Genomic DNA, 16,724 nt, shown 5'->3' on the forward strand with positions numbered 1-16,724 from the left:
GCGTCACCGCTCCTCCTCCTTGGGCTCCTTGGGCTCCGGGCTCTCTTCCGGGGTCACCACGGCCAGGACCTGGTCCATGGCGACGGTCGAGCCGGGCGAGACGTCCAGCTCGGTGACGGTGCCGGCGTGCGGGGCGGAGATGACGTGTTCCATCTTCATCGCCTCGACCACCAGCAGGCTCTGCCCCGCCGCGACCTGGTCCCCGACCGCCACCTTGACCACGGTGACGGTGCCGGGCATCGGCGCGGCCAGCGTGTCGACGCCCCCGCGCGCGGTGCCGCTGAGCGCGGCCTCCACGGGGTCGTGGTCGAGCACGTGCCAGCTGTCGCCGTCGCGGCCGAGCCAGTTGCCCGCGCGGTGGAAGGTGTGGGTGACACCGTCGAGCTCCACGGTGACGTGGTCGGGGGTGACCCGGCCGGTACCGCTCGCGTGGACCGGCTCCTGGCCCGGGACCCGCAACCAGTGGGCCAGCGGTGCCGGTTCACCGCCCATGCGCCAGCCGCTCGGCACCGAGAACGGGTCGGTCCAGCCTCCGGCCACGGGGGCGAGCGCAGCCCCGCGAATGGCGGCCGCCGCCGCGTACACCTCGTCCGGCACCCCCTCGGGCACCAGCCCGTCGGCCTCGCGCTCCACCAGGCCCGTGTCCAACTCGCCCGCCACCACGGCCGGGTGGGCGAGCAGTCTGCGCAGGAACCCGGCGTTCGTGGGCACGCCGAGGGTGACCGTGTCGGCGAGCGCCGCCCGGAGCCTGCGCAGCGCGGTGGCGCGGTCCGGCCCGTACGCGATGACCTTGGACAGCATCGGGTCGTAGAGGCTGCCGACCTCCGTGCCCTCGCTCAGCCCCGAGTCGGTGCGCACCCCTCCCCCAAGTCCTCGGCTCCGCTCGGACAGGGGGGACCCCCATCCCTGCGGCTCGCGCAGCGCCAGGACCGTACCGCCCGAGGGCAGGAAGCCGCGCGAGGGGTCCTCGGCGCAGATACGGGCCTCGACAGCGTGGCCGGTGAGGGTGATGTCGTCCTGTCCGTACGGCAGTTGCTCGCCCGCCGCGACCCGCACCTGCCACTCCACCAGGTCCAGGCCGGTGATGAGCTCGGTGACCGGGTGCTCCACCTGGAGGCGGGTGTTCATCTCCATGAAGTAGTACGAGGACGGATCGTTGCCCGGGACGATGAACTCCACCGTGCCCGCGCCCGCGTAGCCGCAGGAGCGGGCCGCCTGGACGGCCGCCTCTCCCATCGCGGCCCGGGTCCGCTCGTCGAGCAGGACCGAGGGGGCCTCCTCGATGATCTTCTGGTGGCGGCGCTGGAGGGAGCACTCGCGCTCGCCGAGGTGCACCACATGGCCGTGGCCGTCGGCCAGGACCTGGATCTCGATGTGGCGCGGGCGGTCGATCCACCGCTCCACCAGGAGTGTGTCGTCGCCGAAGGAGGCGCGGGCCTCGCGCCGGGCGGCGGCGATCTCGTCGGCGAGCGCCGACTCGTCCCGGACCAGCCGCATGCCCTTGCCGCCGCCGCCCGCGCTGGGCTTGAGGAGCACCGGCATGCCGATCTCCCGCGCGGCGTCGGCCAGTTGGGCGTCGGTGAGGCCGCTGCCCGAGGAGCCGGGCACCACCGGGACACCGGCCGCCTTCACGGTCTCCTTGGCGCGGATCTTGTCGCCCATCAGGGAGATCGCGTCGGCCGGGGGGCCGATGAAGACCAGGCCCGCCTCGGCGCACGCGCGCGCGAACGCCGCGTTCTCCGCGAGGAAGCCGTAGCCCGGGTGGACCGCCTGGGCGCCCGACTTGGCCGCCGCCTCAAGGAGCCGGTCGACACGGAGATAGCTCTCGGACGCGGCCGCCGGGCCGATCCGGACGGCGGTGTCCGCCTCCCGTACGTGCTTGGCGTCCGCGTCGGCGTCGCTGAACACCGCGACCGAGCGGACCCCGAGGGCGCGCAGGGTGCGGATCACGCGGACCGCGATCTCGCCGCGGTTGGCGACGAGGACTGTGTCGAACATCGTCATGGTCCGCCTCACATCCGGAAGACGCCGAAGCCGGGCGCCGAGAGGTCCCGCTGGGGGAGGGGGGCGTTGGCACAGGCGGTCAGGGCGAGCCCGAGGACCTGGCGGGTCTCCATCGGGTCGATCACCCCGTCGTCCCACAGCCGGGCCGTCGCGTAGTAGGCGTTGCCCTGCTGCTCGTACTGGGCGCGGATGGGGTCCTTGAAGGACTCCTCGGCCTCGCCGGGCCATTCCTCGCCCCGCGCCTCCAACTGGTCGCGCTTGACGGTGGCCAGCACGGATGCGGCCTGCTCGCCGCCCATCACCGAGATCTTGGCGTTGGGCCACATCCACAGGAAGCGCGGCGAATAGGCGCGGCCGCACATCGAGTAGTTGCCCGCCCCGTACGACCCGCCGACGATCACCGTCAGCTTGGGGACGCGCGTGCTCGCCACCGCCGTCACCATCTTGGCGCCGTGCTTGGCGATGCCGCCCGCCTCGTAGTCCCGGCCGACCATGAAGCCCGAGATGTTCTGGAGGAACACCAGCGGGATGCCGCGCTGGTCGCACAGCTCGATGAAGTGCGCGCCCTTCTGGGCGGATTCGGAGAACAGGATGCCGTTGTTGGCGACGATGCCGACCGGGTGGCCGTGGATCCGGGCGAAGCCGGTGACCAGGGTCTGACCGAACTCGGACTTGAACTCCTGGAAGCGCGAGCCGTCCACCACGCGCGCGATGACCTCGCGCACGTCGTACGGAGTGCGCGAGTCGACCGGCACCGCGCCGTAGAGCCCGAACGGGTCGACCTTCGGCTCCTCGGCGGGCTCGACGCTCCACGGGAGCTCACCGCGCGCGGGGAGCGTGGCGACGATGTTGCGGACGATCCGCAGCGCGTGCGCGTCGTCCTCGGCGAGGTGGTCGGTGACGCCGGAGACGCGCGAGTGCACCTCGCCGCCGCCGAGCTCCTCGGCGGTGACGACCTCGCCGGTGGCGGCCTTCACCAGCGGCGGGCCGCCCAGGAAGATGGTGCCCTGGCTGCGGACGATCACAGCCTCGTCGCTCATCGCCGGGACGTACGCCCCGCCCGCCGTGCAGGAGCCGAGCACCGCCGCGATCTGCGGGATGCCCGCGCCCGACATCCGGGCCTGGTTGTAGAAGATGCGCCCGAAGTGGTCGCGGTCGGGGAACACCTCGTCCTGCATCGGCAGGAAGGCGCCGCCGGAGTCGACCAGATAGAGGCAGGGCAGCCGGTTCTCCAGGGCGACTTCCTGGGCGCGCAGATGCTTCTTGACGGTCATCGGGTAGTACGTGCCGCCCTTGACCGTGGCGTCGTTGGCCACGATCACGCACTCGCGGCCGCTGACCCGCCCGATCCCGGCGATCACACCGGCGGCCGGCGCCTGGCCGTCGTACATCCCCTCGGCCGCGAGCGGCGCCAGCTCCAGGAAGGGCGAGCCGGGGTCGAGCAGCGTGTCCACGCGGTCGCGGGGCAGCAGCTTGCCGCGCGCGACATGGCGCTCGCGGGCCCGCTCGCCGCCGCCGAGCCGGGCCGCGGCGAGTCTGGCGCGCAGCCCGTCGCCGAGCGCGCGGTGCGCCTCCTCGTTGGCCCGCCACGCCTCGGACGCGGGATCGGCCGCGCTCCCAAGGACCGGTGCCTGCTGCATCGTGTCGAGCCCCCTTGCCCGTACGCCGTCGTTCTCACGGCCCGATGTCCGTACAGCGATGTTAATGAGCGTTAACATCGTTTCCTTCAGGTTAACGAGCGCTAACCGCGTTGTCTAGAATGAATTTCCATGAGCACCCGCACCGATGCCCCGACCCGACGCGAGCAGATCCTGCGCGAGGCCGCGCGCCTCTTCGCCGAGCGCGGCTTCCACGGCGTGGGCGTCGACGAGATAGGCGCGGCCGTCGGCATCAGCGGCCCCGGCCTCTACCGGCACTTCGCGGGCAAGGACGCGATGCTGGCCGAGCTCCTGGTCGGGATCAGCGGGCGGCTCTACGACGGCGGGCGCAAGCGGGTCGCGGCGGCCGACGGCGGCCCGGAGGCGGTCCTCGGCTCGCTCATCGACGGCCACATCGACTTCGCGCTCGACGACCGGGCGCTGATCACGCTCCACGACCGCGAGCTGGACCGGCTGCGCGAGAGCGACCGCAAGCTGGTGCGCCAGTTGCAGCGGCAGTACGTGGAGCTGTGGGTCTCGGTGGTGCGCGAGCTCTACCCGGACGGGTCCGAGGCGGAGACCCGCGCGGCCGTCCACGCGGTCTTCGGCCTGCTCAACTCGACGCCGCACCTGGGTTCGTACGGTCTGGGTCTGCCGGGCCGGGCGGCCACCGAGGAGCTGCTGCGGCGGCTCGCGCACGGGGCGTTCGCGGCGCTGGCGGACTAGGTGGCGAACCGGGGGCGCACGCGCGCGCAGGTGCGTCCAGTGCGCGGGACGGCGGGGCCCCGCGCCGCGCAGCGGGGCAGAATGGGCGCATGCCGATACCCAGCCGTGCCGCTCTCGTCGACCACCTCGTCCGCACCCGTATCGCCGGAGACGTCGCCACCCCCCGCGACAACAACCTCTCCCACTACCGCAAGCTCGCCAACGGAGACCGCCACTACTGGCTGGGTCTGGAGCTGGGCGAGCGCTGGAGCGACGAGCAGGACGTGCTCGCGGTGATGGCCGAGCGCTGCGGTGTCGTGGACGACCCCGAGTACCGCACCGGCCAGGACACCATCGACCCCGAGCTCACCGTCGACGCGCTCGACCGGATGGCGGCGCGGCTGCGGAAGGCCGCGGCGGGGCGGGAGCGGGTGCTGTTCGCGACCGGGCACCCCGGCTCGCTCATCGATGTGCACAGCCGGACCGCGGCCGCGCTGCGGGCGGCGGGGTGCGAGATCGTACGCATCCCGGATGGTGTGCGGGCCGATGAGGGGTGTGTGGTGCAGTTCGCGGACGTCTCGCTGTTCGAGCGTGGTGCGTCGCTGTGGCACACGCACTCGCCGGCGCCGATGGCCGCGATTCTGGATGCGCTGGCGGGGGAGGGGCGGCCGTTGCCCGATCTTGTCGTCGCGGACCACGGGTGGGCGGGGTGTGCGGCCCAGCGGGGTATCGATGCGGTGGGGTATGCGGACTGCAACGATCCCGCGTTGTTCCTTGCGGAGGCCGAGGGGACGCTTCAGGTTGCCGTCCCCATGGATGACCATGTTGCCGATCCGCGGTTCTACGAGCCGATGACCGAGTATCTGCTGGGTGCGGCCGAGTTGGTGTGAGTGCGGTGCATTCCGCGGGGGTGCGGATTTGTCTGCGGGCCGGTGGGGGCTTGTCGCGCCCACCCCTGAAGACGGCTTACCGCGGTACCCGCACAACCCCCTCCTGGATCACCGTTACCGCCAAGTTGCCCGCCTGGGTGTAGATCCTTGCCTGGCCGAGGCCCCGGCCCGCCGATGCCGACGGGGACTCCTGGTCGTAGAGGAGCCATTCGTCGGCTCGGAACGGGCGGTGGAACCACATCGCGTGGTCCAGGGACGCGCCGACCACGTCGCCGACCGCCCAGCCGCCCCGGCCGTGGGCGAGCAGGACCGAGTCCAGGAGCGTCATGTCGGAGACGTACGTGGCGAGCACGACGTGCAGCAGGGGGTCGTCCGCGAGCTTGCCGTTGGTGCGGAACCAGACCTGGGAGCGCGGCTCGCGCGGGGTGCCGACGCTGCCCCACGGCGGGACCTCGGCGTAGCGCAGGTCGACGGCGGCGCGGGCCTCGATCAGCCGCCGGGCGATGTCCGGCGGCAGATGGCGCGGCAGCATCTCGGCGGCCGTCGGCAGCGACTCGGGGTCGGGCGCGGAGGGCATGTCCGCCTGGTGCTCCAGCCCCTCCTCGTACGTCTGGAACGACGCCGAGAGATGGAAGATCGGCTTGCCGTGCTGGACCGCGACCACCCTTCGGGTGGTGAAGGAGCGGCCGTCGCGGATGCGGTCGACCAGGTAGACGATCGGCGCGCCGGGGTCGCCGGGGCGCAGGAAGTACGCGTGCAGGGAGTGCGGCGTGCGGTCCTGCGGGACGGTGCGGCCCGCGGCGACCAGCGCCTGGGCCGCCACCTGGCCGCCGAACACCCGGGGCACCAGCGCAGAGCGCGAGCTGCCCCGGAAGATGTCCTGCTCGATCCGCTCAAGGTCGAGCAGATCGAGCAGGTCGTCGAGGGCCTGGGTCACAGACCCATGTCCTTGGCGATGATCGTCTTCATGATCTCGCTGGTGCCGCCGTAGATCCGGTTGACGCGGTTGTCGGCGTACAGCCGGGCGATCGGGTACTCGTTCATGAAGCCGTAGCCGCCGTGCAGCTGGAGGCAGCGGTCGATGACGCGGTGCGCGACCTCGGTGCAGAAGAGCTTCGCGGACGCGGCCTCGGCCGGGGTCAGCTCGCCCGCGTCCAGGGCCTCAAGGGCGCGGTCGGCGACGGCCTCGGCGGCGTCCACCTCGGCCTGGCAGGCGGCCAGTTCGAACTTGGTGTTCTGGAACGCGGCGACCGGCTTGCCGAAGACGGTGCGCTCCTGGACGTACTCCTTGGCGAACCGGACGGCCGCCTTGGCCTGCGCGTACGCGCCGAACGCGATGCCCCAGCGCTCGGAGGCGAGGTTGTGGCCGAGGTAGTAGAAGCCCTTGTTCTCCTCGCCGAGCAGGTCCTCGACCGGGACCTTGACGTCGACGAACGCGAGCTCGGCGGTGTCGGAGGTCTTCAGGCCGAGCTTGTCGAGCTTGCGGCCGATGGAGTAGCCCTCGGACTTGGTGTCGACGGCGAAGAGGGAGATGCCGTGGCGGCGGTCCTCGGCGGTCGGCGCGGAGGTGCGGGCGCAGACGATGACGCGGTCGGCGTGCACACCGCCGGTGATGAACGTCTTGGCGCCGTTGAGGACGTAGTGCGTGCCGTCCTCGGAGAGCTTCGCGGTGGTCTTCATGCCGGCGACGTCGGAGCCGGTGCCCGGCTCGGTCATCGCGAGCGCCCACATCTCCTCGCCGGAGACGAAGTTCGGCAGGAATCGCTTCTTCTGCTCGTCGCTCGCCAGCATCTGGATGTACGGCAGGCCGAGCAGGACGTGGACGCCGGAGCCGCCGAAGTTGACGCCCGCGCGGGCGGTCTCCTCGTACATCACGGCTTCGAACTTGTGCGAGTCGATGCCCGCGCCGCCGAACTCCTCGGGCACGCGGATGCCGAAGACGCCCAGCTCACCGAGCTTGTAGTAGAAGTCCCGGGGCGCCTGGCCCGCCGCGTACCACTCGTCGTAGACGGGCACGACCTCGGCTTCGATGAAGGCCCGGATGGTCTCCCGGAACGCCTCGTGGTCCTCGTTGAATACCGTACGGCGCACGGGACGCCCTCCTCACAACCAGTGGCTAAGCGCTTGCTCAGATTGAATAATGAAGTTACCCGGCGGTCACTCGCACTGTCCAGAGTGAGACTCAGCACTCCCGTCCGCACCCCGGAGCGCCAGCCACAGCTCGGTGCGTACGTCCATGTCGTCCAGATCGGCGTCGAGCAGGGCCGCGCAGCGGGCCAGGCGCTGGCGGACGGTGTTGCGGTGCACGCCGAGCGCCACGGCCGTCCGGTCCCAGCTGCCGTGCAGCGAGAGCCAGCAGCGCAGGGTTGTGAGCAGCGGCTCGGTCAGCGGCGCGAGCAGCTGACGCGCGTACGCGGCGGCCTCCTCGGGGTCCACCAACGAGGCGTATCCACCGGTGCGATGGCGGACAAGGGTGGTCCGGGCGGCCTCCGCACGGCGCAGGGCCCGGGCGGCCTGGGCGTCGGCGGCTGCCAGGCCGTCGGCCGCCACGGGCGCGCTCACGCCGAGCGTCCAGCCGGGGTGCGGGGCGATGTCGTGGCCGCCGGGGACGAGCACGCGCGCGTGGCCGTCGTCCGCGTCCACCAGAGGGCTGCCGAGATCGGGCGGGGCGCCCTCACCGCGCGCGTGGACGACGGTCCAGGGCGCCTCCCCGAGCAGCGGCGCCACCTCGCCGGGCGCGGCCCCGAGCAGCAGCCGCACCAGCGCGGCCGAACGCGCGGCCTCGCCCGCGCCCTGGCGGGGTGCGGTGAGCAGCGAGAGCAGTACGGAGGCGACCCCGGCGATGGTGTGGTCGCCCGCCTCGCGCCCCTCGGCCACGATCCCGAGCACCAGGCCCTGCGGCCCGGCCAGCGGGTATGCGGCGAGGTGCGCGTCCGCGCTCGTGTCGGTGGCGGAGGCGGGGGAGCCGGGGGTGCCCGGGGCCACCACGGCCGCGAGGTGCCGCAGCGCCGCCGACGCGCGCGTGGAGGGGTCCCGGCCCGCCGCCTGGAGGACCGAGCCCTCGGGCGTGAGCAGCCCCGCCCAGCCACCGAGCCGGGTCGCCAGCTGATGCAGGACCGCCGGAACGGGGTCGGCGCGCGCGGCCGCCGACGCGAGACCCTGCTGGGCCTGCGAGACGCGGCGCAGCTCATGGTGGCGGGCCTGCGTCATCAGGCCCCACACCGCACGGGCGATCGCGCTGAACGTGGTGGGCGGCGGCACTTCGAGCAGCGGCAGCCCGTGCCGCTCGCAGGCGTCGACAAGGGCCGCCGGGACCGTGTCGTACACCGGCGTGACACCGAAGCCGAGCGCCGCAGCACCCGCCTCGGCGACCCGCGCCGCGTACCGCTCCGGGTCGGTGAGCTGCACGCCCGCCGTCAGCAGCAGCTCCCCGCCGAGGAGGTACGGATACGGGTCGGCCATCTCCGAGGTGTGCACCCAGTGCACATCGGCCTCGGGCGGCCCGGCGATCTGCCGCAGGCCGAGATCGGTGCGGGCCAGCAGGGCCGAGAGCGGAACGGGAGTGGTGGGTGGGACGGGAGTGTCCGGCATGGTGGATGGTCCATCCATCATCGGCGTCGGGGGTGTGCAAAACGTACACTTCAGTGTTGCTTTCCGGCCATCTATCGTCGTGGTGAACTGCATGAACTGCGTAAACGGCATGAAGTGCATGAATCGCTGAAACGAAGGGCAATTCAGATGAGCAGCAACGAAACGCCGCGCGGTCCGATCGACTCGTCCCGCGTCCCGCGGTACGCCGGGCCCGCGACCTTCGCCCGGCTGCCGCGCCTGGACGAGGTCGGCACCGCCGATGTCGCCGTCGTCGGCGTGCCCTTCGACAGCGGTGTCTCCTACCGCCCCGGCGCCCGCTTCGGCGGCAACGCCATCCGCGAGGCCTCCCGTCTGCTGCGTCCGTACAACCCGGCGCAGGACGCCTCGCCCTTCGCGCTCGCCCAGGTCGCGGACGGCGGCGACATCGCGGTGAACCCGTTCAACATCAACGAGGCCGTGGACACCATCGAGGCCGCCGCCGACGACCTGCTCGGCACCGGCGCCCGCCTGATGACGCTCGGCGGCGACCACACCATCGCGCTGCCGCTGCTCCGCTCGGTCGCCAAGAAGCACGGCCCGGTCGCGCTGCTCCACTTCGACGCGCACCTGGACACCTGGGACACCTACTTCGGCGCCGAGTACACCCACGGCACCCCGTTCCGCCGCGCCGTCGAGGAGGGCATCCTCGACACCGAGGCGCTCTCGCACGTCGGCACGCGCGGCCCGCTCTACGGCAAGCAGGACCTGACCGACGACGAGAAGATGGGCTTCGGCATCGTCACCTCGGCCGACGTCTACCGCCGGGGCGCCGACGAGATCGCCGACCAGCTGCGCCAGCGCATCGGCGACCGCCCGCTCTACATCTCGATCGACATCGACTGCCTCGACCCGGCGCACGCCCCCGGCACCGGCACCCCCGAGGCCGGCGGCATGACCTCGCGCGAACTCCTGGAGATCCTGCGGGGCCTGGCCTCCTGCAACCTGGTCTCGGCCGACGTCGTCGAGGTCGCCCCGGCGTACGACCACGCCGAGATCACCTCGGTGGCCGCGTCCCACACCGCGTACGAACTGACGACGATCATGTCCCGGCAGATCGCGGCGGCCAAGGCGTCCAAGTGACCCACGACCACGACGTGGTGCTGCGCCCGACGCCGGCGCAGACCGCGGCCGCGTTGAACCCGCCGCCCGGGCGCACCGGCGGTGACCTGGTCGTCGAGACCCTCCAAGGCCTCGGCGCCACCACCGTGTTCGGGCTGCCCGGGCAGCACGCGCTCGCTATGTTCGACGCGTTGTGCCGCTCCGATCTGAGCTACATCGGGCTGCGGATGGAGAACAACGCGGGGTTCGCGGCCGACGCGTACGGCCGGGTCACCGGCGAGGCGGCGCCGCTGCTGCTCTCCACCGGGCCCGGCGCGCTGACCTCGCTCGCCGCCCTCCAGGAGGCGGCCTCGGCCAGCGCCCCCGTCGTGGCCATCGCCAGCCAGGTCCCCACGGCGGGCCTGGGCGGCGGCCGCCACGGCTATCTGCATGAACTCCGCGACCAGCAGGCCTCGTTCCGGGACGTGGTGAAGTCCGTACACCCGGTCCGCAGCCAGTCCCAGATCCCGTCCGCGATCGCGGCGGCGTGGGAGTCGGCGCTGACCGCCCCGCACGGGCCGGTCTGGGTGGAGATCCCGCAGGACGTGCTGACCGCCGAGACGGCCCTGCCGGTCGTCACGGCCGTCGACGCGACCCCGCACGACCTGCTCCCGCGCCCCGAACTGACCGCCGTGGCGGCCGAGTTGCTGTCGAACGCGGCCCGCCCGGTGATCATCGCGGGCGGTGGCGTCGTACGCGCCGACGCCTCCGGCAAGCTCCGCGCGCTCGCCGAGCGCATCGACGCCCCCGTAGCGACGACCTTCGGCGGCAAGGGCGCCTTCCCCTGGGAGCACCCGCTCTCGCTCCAGTCGTGGCTGGAGGACCGGCACACCACCGACTTCCTGGAGGACGCCGACGTCCTGCTCGTCGTGGGCTCGGGCCTGGGTGAACTCTCCTCGAACTACCACACGTTCGCGCCGCGCGGCCGCGTCATCCAGATCGAGGCCGACCTCGGCAAGCTGGAGTCCAACCACCCCGCGCTCGGCATCCACGCGGACGCGCGCGTGGCGCTCTCCGCGCTCCTGGAGACGGTCCGCGAGCGCACCGACCCGGCCGCCGCCGAGTCCGTACGTACGGTCCTCGCGAAGGTACGGGAGCGGATCGCCGGGCAGGGACTGGAGAGCGAGCAGCGGATCCTGGCGGATGTGCGCGCGGCGCTGCCCGCCGACGCACCCAGCTTCTGGGACATGACGATCCTGGCGTACTGGGCCTGGTCCGCCTGGCCGGGGGCGCTGCACTCGGCCCAGGGCGCGGGCGGCCTCGGCTACGGCTTCCCGGCGGCGATCGGCGCGGCGGCCGCCGACCGCAGTCGGCCGGTGCTCGCGGTCTCCGGCGACGGCGGCGCGATGTACTCGATCGCCGAGCTCGCCACGGCCCGGCAGGACGACCTGCCGGTGACCTGGCTGATCGTCGACGACGGCGGGTACGGCATCCTGCGCGAGTACATGACGGACGCGTACGGCGCGGCGACCGGTACGGAGCTGGTGCGGCCGGACTTCGTCGCGCTCGCCGAGTCGTTCGGCGTGCCCGCGGTGCGTACGAGTGTGGAGTCGCTGCGGGACGATCTGGCGAAGGCGCTGGCGGAGCCCGGGCCCTCGGTGGTCGTGCTGCCCGCCGTGCTGAAGATGTTCGCGCCGACGCATCTGTGACCAGGGGCGACACCGGTGTCGTAACTGTAATCTCGTTCAACATTTTCTTCGTACAACTTTTCGCCTCCTGATGAGTCATGTGAGGCGAGCACGTCAGGGCGATGTGCTCGTCTCGGTACTCACAGGGGGCGGGAAGCTTTGTTCAGACACTCCGGCACGGTCAGACGGATACGCCGTGGCGCGCTCGGCGCCGCCGTCGCAGCGAGCGTGGTCGCGCCGCTGGTGGCGGGTGCCGCACCGGCCGCCGCCGCGTCCTCGGTGACCTGCACGTCCAACGACCCCGCACTCGCCGCCAAGCTGTCCAAGGACATCACCTCGGCGCTCCGCGGCCGCTCCTCGCTGACGGCCGTGGCGCTGTACGACCGCTCGACCGGCACCCGCTGCGAGCTGGGGGCGACCGCCACGTACGACTCCGCGAGCGTCGTCAAGGCGACCGTGCTCGCGACGCTGCTGTGGGAGGCGACGCGGCAGGACCGTTCGCTCACCCAGCGCGAGCGGGGTCTCGCCACCAAGATGATCACCGAGTCGGACAACGCGTCGACCACCGAGCTGTGGAAGCAGCTGGGTGCGGGCAAGGTGCGGTCGTTCCTGGCCGCGGCCGGGATGACGCAGACGGTGCCGGGCGCGGACGGGTACTGGGGGCTGACCCGGATCACCGCGCGTGACCAGGCGAAGCTGCTCGCGCTGCTCACCTCGCGGAACTCGCTGCTGAGCGATGCCGCGCGGTCGTACCAGCTGGGTCTGATGGGCCGGGTCGTGGCCGGACAGCGGTGGGGTACGCCTGCGGGGGCCCCGGCCGGGGCGGTTGCGCAGCTCAAGAACGGGTGGCTTGAGCGGGCCACGCACGGCTGGCGCGTGCACAGCATCGGGGCGTTCACCGGCAACGGCCATGATTACGCCATGGCTGTGCTCACCGAGGACAACTCGACGATGAATCAGGGCATCGACACGATTCAGGCGGTGGCCCGGGCTGTGCACGGTGATCTTGGCACCCCGGGTGTGGTTGCTCGGCCTTGGAATCCGCCGAGGTGGCAGCGGCCTGTGTCTGTGTTGCCTCAGGAGGCTGTGCCGCCGGTGCCGGAGGCGCCGGCTGGGCGGAAGCTGGTTACGGCTTTGCCCGGCCGCTAGCCGCTTCGCGGGGGTGCGGGGTTTGTCTGCGGACCGTGCTGGGCTGGTCGCGCAGTTCCCCGCGCCCCTTAAGTGATCCGGGACCGCCTTGCTCGGGCAACCCGCCCCCCCGCGCCTCCCAAAAAGCCCCCCAATTGTTGCTGCGGGATGAAATCCGCCGGTCGTGGCGTTGGGGCCTTGCGGTGGTTCGGACTACGGGAGGCAACCAGTGGCGGCGGCAGATCAAGGGTGGGCGCGGCGGCTGACCGGGTACGCCTGGCGGTACCGGCGCGATGTCTTGCTGGCGCTCGGGTCGTCCCTGGCCGGTATGGCGGTGATGGCTCTGGTCCCGCTGGTCGTCAAGGTGATCATCGACGACGTGGTCGGCTCCCACACCCGCTCGCTCGCGGTCTGGACCGGGATGCTCATAGCCTCGGCGGTCGTCGTGTACGTACTGACGTACATACGTCGCTACTACGGCGGCCGCCTCGCCCTCGACGTGCAGCACGACCTGCGTACCGAGATGTACGCGACGATCACCAAGCTCGACGGGCGGCGTCAGGACGAGCTCTCCACCGGGCAGGTCGTCGGCCGCGCCACCAGTGACCTCCAGCTCATCCAGGGTCTGCTCTTCATGTTGCCGATGACCATCGGCAACATCCTGCTCTTCCTGATCTCCCTGGCCATCATGGCGTGGCTCTCGCCGCTGCTGACCCTGGTCGCGCTGGCCGTGGCGCCCGCGCTGTGGTTCATCGCCAAGCTCAGCCGCACCCGCCTCTTCCCGGCCACCTGGTACGCCCAGGGCCAGGCCGCGGCCGTCGCGGGCGTCGTCGACGGCGCCGTCTCCGGCGTACGCGTCGTCAAGGGCTTCGGGCAGGAGGAGCAGGAGACCGGGAAGCTGCGCGAGGTCGGGCGCAAGCTCTTCGCCGGACGGCTGCGGACCATCAAGCTCAACTCCCGCTACACCCCGGCCCTCCAGGCCGTCCCCGCGCTCGGCCAGGTCGCCATGCTGGCGCTCGGCGGCTGGCTGGCCACGCGCGGCGAGATCACGCTCGGCACGTTCGTGGCGTTCTCCACGTATCTCGCGCAGCTCGTCGGACCGGTCCGGATGCTCGCGATGGTGCTGACCGTCGGCCAGCAGGCGCGGGCCGGTGTCGAGCGGGTCCTGGAGCTGATCGACACCGAGCCGTCCATCGAGGACGGCACCAGGGAACTGCCCGCCGACGCGCCCGCGACCGTCGAGTTCGACGACGTGCGGTTCGGTTACGAGGACGGGCGTCCGGTCCTTGACGGGTTCTCGCTGGAGATCCGGCCCGGCGAGACCGTCGCCGTCGTCGGCGCCTCCGGCTCCGGCAAGTCCACCGTCTCCCTGCTGCTGCCGCGCTTCTACGACGTCACGCACGGCGCCGTCCTGGTCGGCGGCCACGATGTGCGCGAGCTGACCATGGCCTCGCTGCGCTCCGCCATCGGCCTGGTGCCCGAGGACAGCTTCCTGTTCTCCGACACCGTGCGCGCCAACATCGCGTACGGGAAGCCGGACGCCACCCAGGAGGAGATCGAGAAGGCCGCGCGCGCCGCGCAGGCGGACCGGTTCATCACCGAGCTGCCCGACGGGTACGACACCACGGTCGGCGAGCACGGCCTGACCCTCTCCGGCGGCCAGCGCCAGCGCGTCGCCCTGGCCCGCGCCATCCTCACCGACCCGCGTCTGCTGGTCCTGGACGACGCCACCTCGGCTGTGGACGCGCGCGTGGAGCACGAGATCCACGAGGCGCTCAAGTCCGTGATGGCCGGGCGCACCACGCTGCTCATCGCGCACCGCCGCTCCACCCTCAACCTCGCCGACCGCATCGCCGTCCTCGACGGCGGCCGCCTCGCGGCCATCGGCACCCACGACGAGCTCCAGCGCGACTCGGCGCTCTACCGGCGCCTGCTGACCGACCCGGACGAGCTGGGCGCGGTCTCGCCCGGCCACATCGCCCCGGCCGAGGTCGTGGAGGACCACACCGTACGGGACGAGCTGGACGCCGAGTTCGACGCCGAGCGGGGCATCACGCCGCCGCTGTGGATACGTCCGGACAAGCCCGAGTCGGCGGCCCCCGGCGGGATGCCTGCCACCCCCGAACTCCTCGCCCAGGTCGAGGCGCTGCCCCCGGCCGTCGACACCCCCGGCGTCGACGAGGCCAGAGCCGTACAGCCCGAAGCCTCCTACGGTCTGCGCCGACTGCTGCGCGGCTTCGGCAAGCCGCTCGCCATCAGCCTCACCCTGGTCGCCATCGACGCGGGCATGTCCCTGCTGCTTCCGGTCCTCATCCGGCACGGCATCGACAAGGGCGTGAGCCAGCTCGCGCTCGGCGCGGTGTGGGCGGCCGCGGGTCTGGCCCTGCTGACCGTGGTGATCCAGTGGGCCGCCCAGTTCGGCGAGACCCGGATGACCGGCCGGACCGGCGAACGCGTCCTCTACAGCCTCCGCCTGAAGATCTTCGCCCAGCTCCAGCGGCTCGGACTCGACTACTACGAGCGCGAGTTGACCGGCAAGATCATGACCCGGATGACGACGGACGTGGACGCGCTCGCCACGTTCCTGCAGACCGGTCTGGTCACCGCGTTCGTCTCGGTCGTCACCTTCTTCGGCATCATGCTCGCGCTGCTCGTCATCGACGTCCAGCTCGCCCTCGTCGTCTTCGCGACCCTGCCGCCGCTGATCGTCGGCACGTACTTCTTCCGCAAGCAGAGCGTGAAGGCGTACGAACTGGCCCGTGAGCGGGTCGCCGGGGTCAACGCCGACCTCCAGGAGTCGGTGAGCGGGCTGCGGATCGTGCAGGCTTTCGGACGCGAGCGCGACGGCGCCGAGCGGTTCGCGGCCCGCAGCGCCGACTACCGCACGGCGCGTATCCGGGGCCAGTGGCTCATCTCGGTCTACTTCCCGTTCGTCCAGCTCCTGTCGACGGTCGCGTCGGCGGCGGTGCTGATCGTCGGCGCCCACCGGGTCGACGCGGGCAGTCTGACGACGGGCGCGCTGGTGGCGTATCTCCTCTACATCGACCTGTTCTTCGCCCCCGTACAGCAGCTCTCGCAGGTCTTCGACGGCTACCAGCAGGCGGCCGTCTCGCTCAAGCGGATCCAGGAGCTGTTGCGGGAGCCGACCTCCACGGAGGCGGCCGCCAAGCCCCAGGATGTCCCCTCGCTGCGCGGCGAGATCGCCTTCGAGGACGTGGACTTCGCGTACGGGGACGAGGAGGAGGCCCTTTCGGGCGTGGCGCTGCGGATACCGGCCGGGCAGACCGTCGCCTTCGTCGGCGAGACGGGCGCGGGCAAGTCGACGCTGGTCAAGCTGGTCGCCCGGTTCTACGACCCGACCGGCGGGCGGGTCACCGCCGACGGCATCGACCTGCGCGAACTGGACCTCACCGCCTACCGGCACCGCCTGGGCGTCGTGCCGCAGGAGGCGTATCTGTTCGCCGGGACGGTCCGGGACGCCATCGCGTACGGGCGGCCCGAGGCCAGTGACGCCGAGGTCGAGGCGGCGGCGCGGGCCGTCGGCGCCCACGACATGATCGCCACCCTCGACGGCGGCTATCTGCACGAGGTCGCCGAGCGCGGCCGCAACCTCTCGGCGGGCCAGCGCCAGCTGATCGCGCTGGCGCGCGCGGAGCTCGTCGACCCCGACGTCCTGCTCCTCGACGAGGCCACGGCCGCGCTGGACCTCGCCACCGAGGCCCAGGTCAACCAGGCCACCGACCGCCTCACCGGCCGGCGCACCACACTGGTCGTCGCCCACCGCCTCACCACGGCCGCCCGCGCGGACCGGGTGGTCGTGATGGACCACGGCCGGGTCGTCGAGGACGGCACCCACGACGAACTCCTCGCCCAGGACGGCCGGTACGCGAGCCTGTGGCGCACGTTCATCGGGGAGGACGAGCCGGCGGCGGTCTGAGTATCCGCGCCCGAGAAGATGAGTACCGGGGACGGTCCGCGCGGCGGGCCGTTTCCGGTGTGATCGG

The 16,724-nt window shown here is 72.1% G+C and carries 11 protein-coding genes; 6 read left to right on the forward strand and 5 right to left on the reverse strand.

Features of this window, described 5'->3' with window-relative positions; translation table 11 throughout:
* Positions 1-3: 3 nt before the first annotated feature.
* Complete coding sequence (locus tag ACT1U9_RS20270) at positions 4-2,004, reverse strand: ATP-binding protein (protein ID WP_444534107.1); 2,001 nt, start codon at positions 2,002-2,004, stop codon at positions 4-6.
* Between the two features lie 8 nt (positions 2,005-2,012).
* A complete protein-coding gene (locus tag ACT1U9_RS20275) occupies positions 2,013-3,644 on the reverse strand; it encodes a carboxyl transferase domain-containing protein (protein ID WP_444539198.1) in 1,632 nt (543 codons plus the stop codon).
* A gap of 129 nt (positions 3,645-3,773) precedes the next feature.
* Between ACT1U9_RS20275 and ACT1U9_RS20280 the strand changes: the two genes are divergently transcribed.
* Positions 3,774-4,367, forward strand: coding sequence for an SACE_7040 family transcriptional regulator (locus tag ACT1U9_RS20280; protein ID WP_444534108.1), 594 nt, complete (start codon positions 3,774-3,776; stop codon positions 4,365-4,367).
* An 89-nt stretch (positions 4,368-4,456) separates the two neighbouring features.
* The gene (locus ACT1U9_RS20285) at positions 4,457-5,236 is read left to right on the forward strand and encodes a phosphatase (RefSeq protein ID WP_188278195.1); all 780 of its coding nucleotides are present in this window, start codon (positions 4,457-4,459) and stop codon (positions 5,234-5,236) included.
* 76 nt (positions 5,237-5,312) lie between these two features.
* Here ACT1U9_RS20285 and ACT1U9_RS20290 read toward each other — a convergent pair whose 3' ends face one another.
* From ACT1U9_RS20290 to ACT1U9_RS20300, 3 genes are all read right to left on the reverse strand, one after another.
* Entirely contained in the window at positions 5,313-6,173 is an 861-nt protein-coding gene (locus tag ACT1U9_RS20290) for an acyl-CoA thioesterase (protein WP_444534109.1), read from the reverse strand.
* A complete protein-coding gene (locus tag ACT1U9_RS20295) occupies positions 6,170-7,327 on the reverse strand; it encodes an acyl-CoA dehydrogenase family protein (protein ID WP_444534110.1) in 1,158 nt (385 codons plus the stop codon). The genes ACT1U9_RS20290 and ACT1U9_RS20295 overlap by 4 nt, the downstream gene beginning before the upstream one ends.
* 66 nt (positions 7,328-7,393) lie before the next feature.
* A complete protein-coding gene (locus ACT1U9_RS20300) occupies positions 7,394-8,827 on the reverse strand; it encodes a PucR family transcriptional regulator ligand-binding domain-containing protein (RefSeq protein WP_444534111.1) in 1,434 nt (477 codons plus the stop codon).
* Between the two features lie 147 nt (positions 8,828-8,974).
* Between ACT1U9_RS20300 and speB the strand changes: the two genes are divergently transcribed.
* The 4 genes from speB to ACT1U9_RS20320 all read left to right on the forward strand — a co-directional run bounded on the left by speB (position 8,975) and on the right by ACT1U9_RS20320 (position 16,657).
* Positions 8,975-9,946 (forward strand): agmatinase, encoded by a 972-nt coding sequence (speB, locus tag ACT1U9_RS20305; protein ID WP_361433087.1) that lies wholly within the window; start codon positions 8,975-8,977, stop codon positions 9,944-9,946.
* A complete protein-coding gene (locus ACT1U9_RS20310; RefSeq protein WP_444534112.1) occupies positions 9,943-11,613 on the forward strand; it encodes a thiamine pyrophosphate-binding protein in 1,671 nt (556 codons plus the stop codon). Before speB ends, ACT1U9_RS20310 begins: the two co-directional genes overlap by 4 nt.
* Before the next feature lie 138 nt (positions 11,614-11,751).
* Entirely contained in the window at positions 11,752-12,741 is a 990-nt protein-coding gene (locus tag ACT1U9_RS20315; protein WP_444534113.1) for a serine hydrolase, read from the forward strand.
* Positions 12,742-12,949: 208 nt separating this feature from the next.
* Positions 12,950-16,657: an ABC transporter ATP-binding protein gene (locus tag ACT1U9_RS20320; RefSeq protein WP_444534114.1), complete on the forward strand. Its 3,708-nt coding sequence runs from the start codon at positions 12,950-12,952 to the stop codon at positions 16,655-16,657.
* Positions 16,658-16,724 lie beyond the last annotated feature (67 nt).

The organism is Streptomyces sp. BR1, from assembly GCF_052373795.1.
GTDB lineage: Bacteria > Actinomycetota > Actinomycetes > Streptomycetales > Streptomycetaceae > Streptomyces.

What these genes read in the sequence shown, in the direction of transcription:
- ACT1U9_RS20285 (WP_188278195.1), top strand. Translation starts at nt 4,457, where the DNA reads ATGCCGATACCCAGCCGTGCCGCTCTCGTCGACCACCTCGTCCGCACC.
- speB (WP_361433087.1), top strand. Translation starts at nt 8,975, where the DNA reads ATGAGCAGCAACGAAACGCCGCGCGGTCCGATCGACTCGTCCCGCGTC.
- ACT1U9_RS20280 (WP_444534108.1), top strand. Translation starts at nt 3,774, where the DNA reads ATGAGCACCCGCACCGATGCCCCGACCCGACGCGAGCAGATCCTGCGC.
- ACT1U9_RS20275 (WP_444539198.1), bottom strand. Translation starts at nt 3,644, where the DNA reads ATGCAGCAGGCACCGGTCCTTGGGAGCGCGGCCGATCCCGCGTCCGAG.
- ACT1U9_RS20300 (WP_444534111.1), bottom strand. Translation starts at nt 8,827, where the DNA reads ATGCCGGACACTCCCGTCCCACCCACCACTCCCGTTCCGCTCTCGGCC.
- ACT1U9_RS20270 (WP_444534107.1), bottom strand. Translation starts at nt 2,004, where the DNA reads ATGACGATGTTCGACACAGTCCTCGTCGCCAACCGCGGCGAGATCGCG.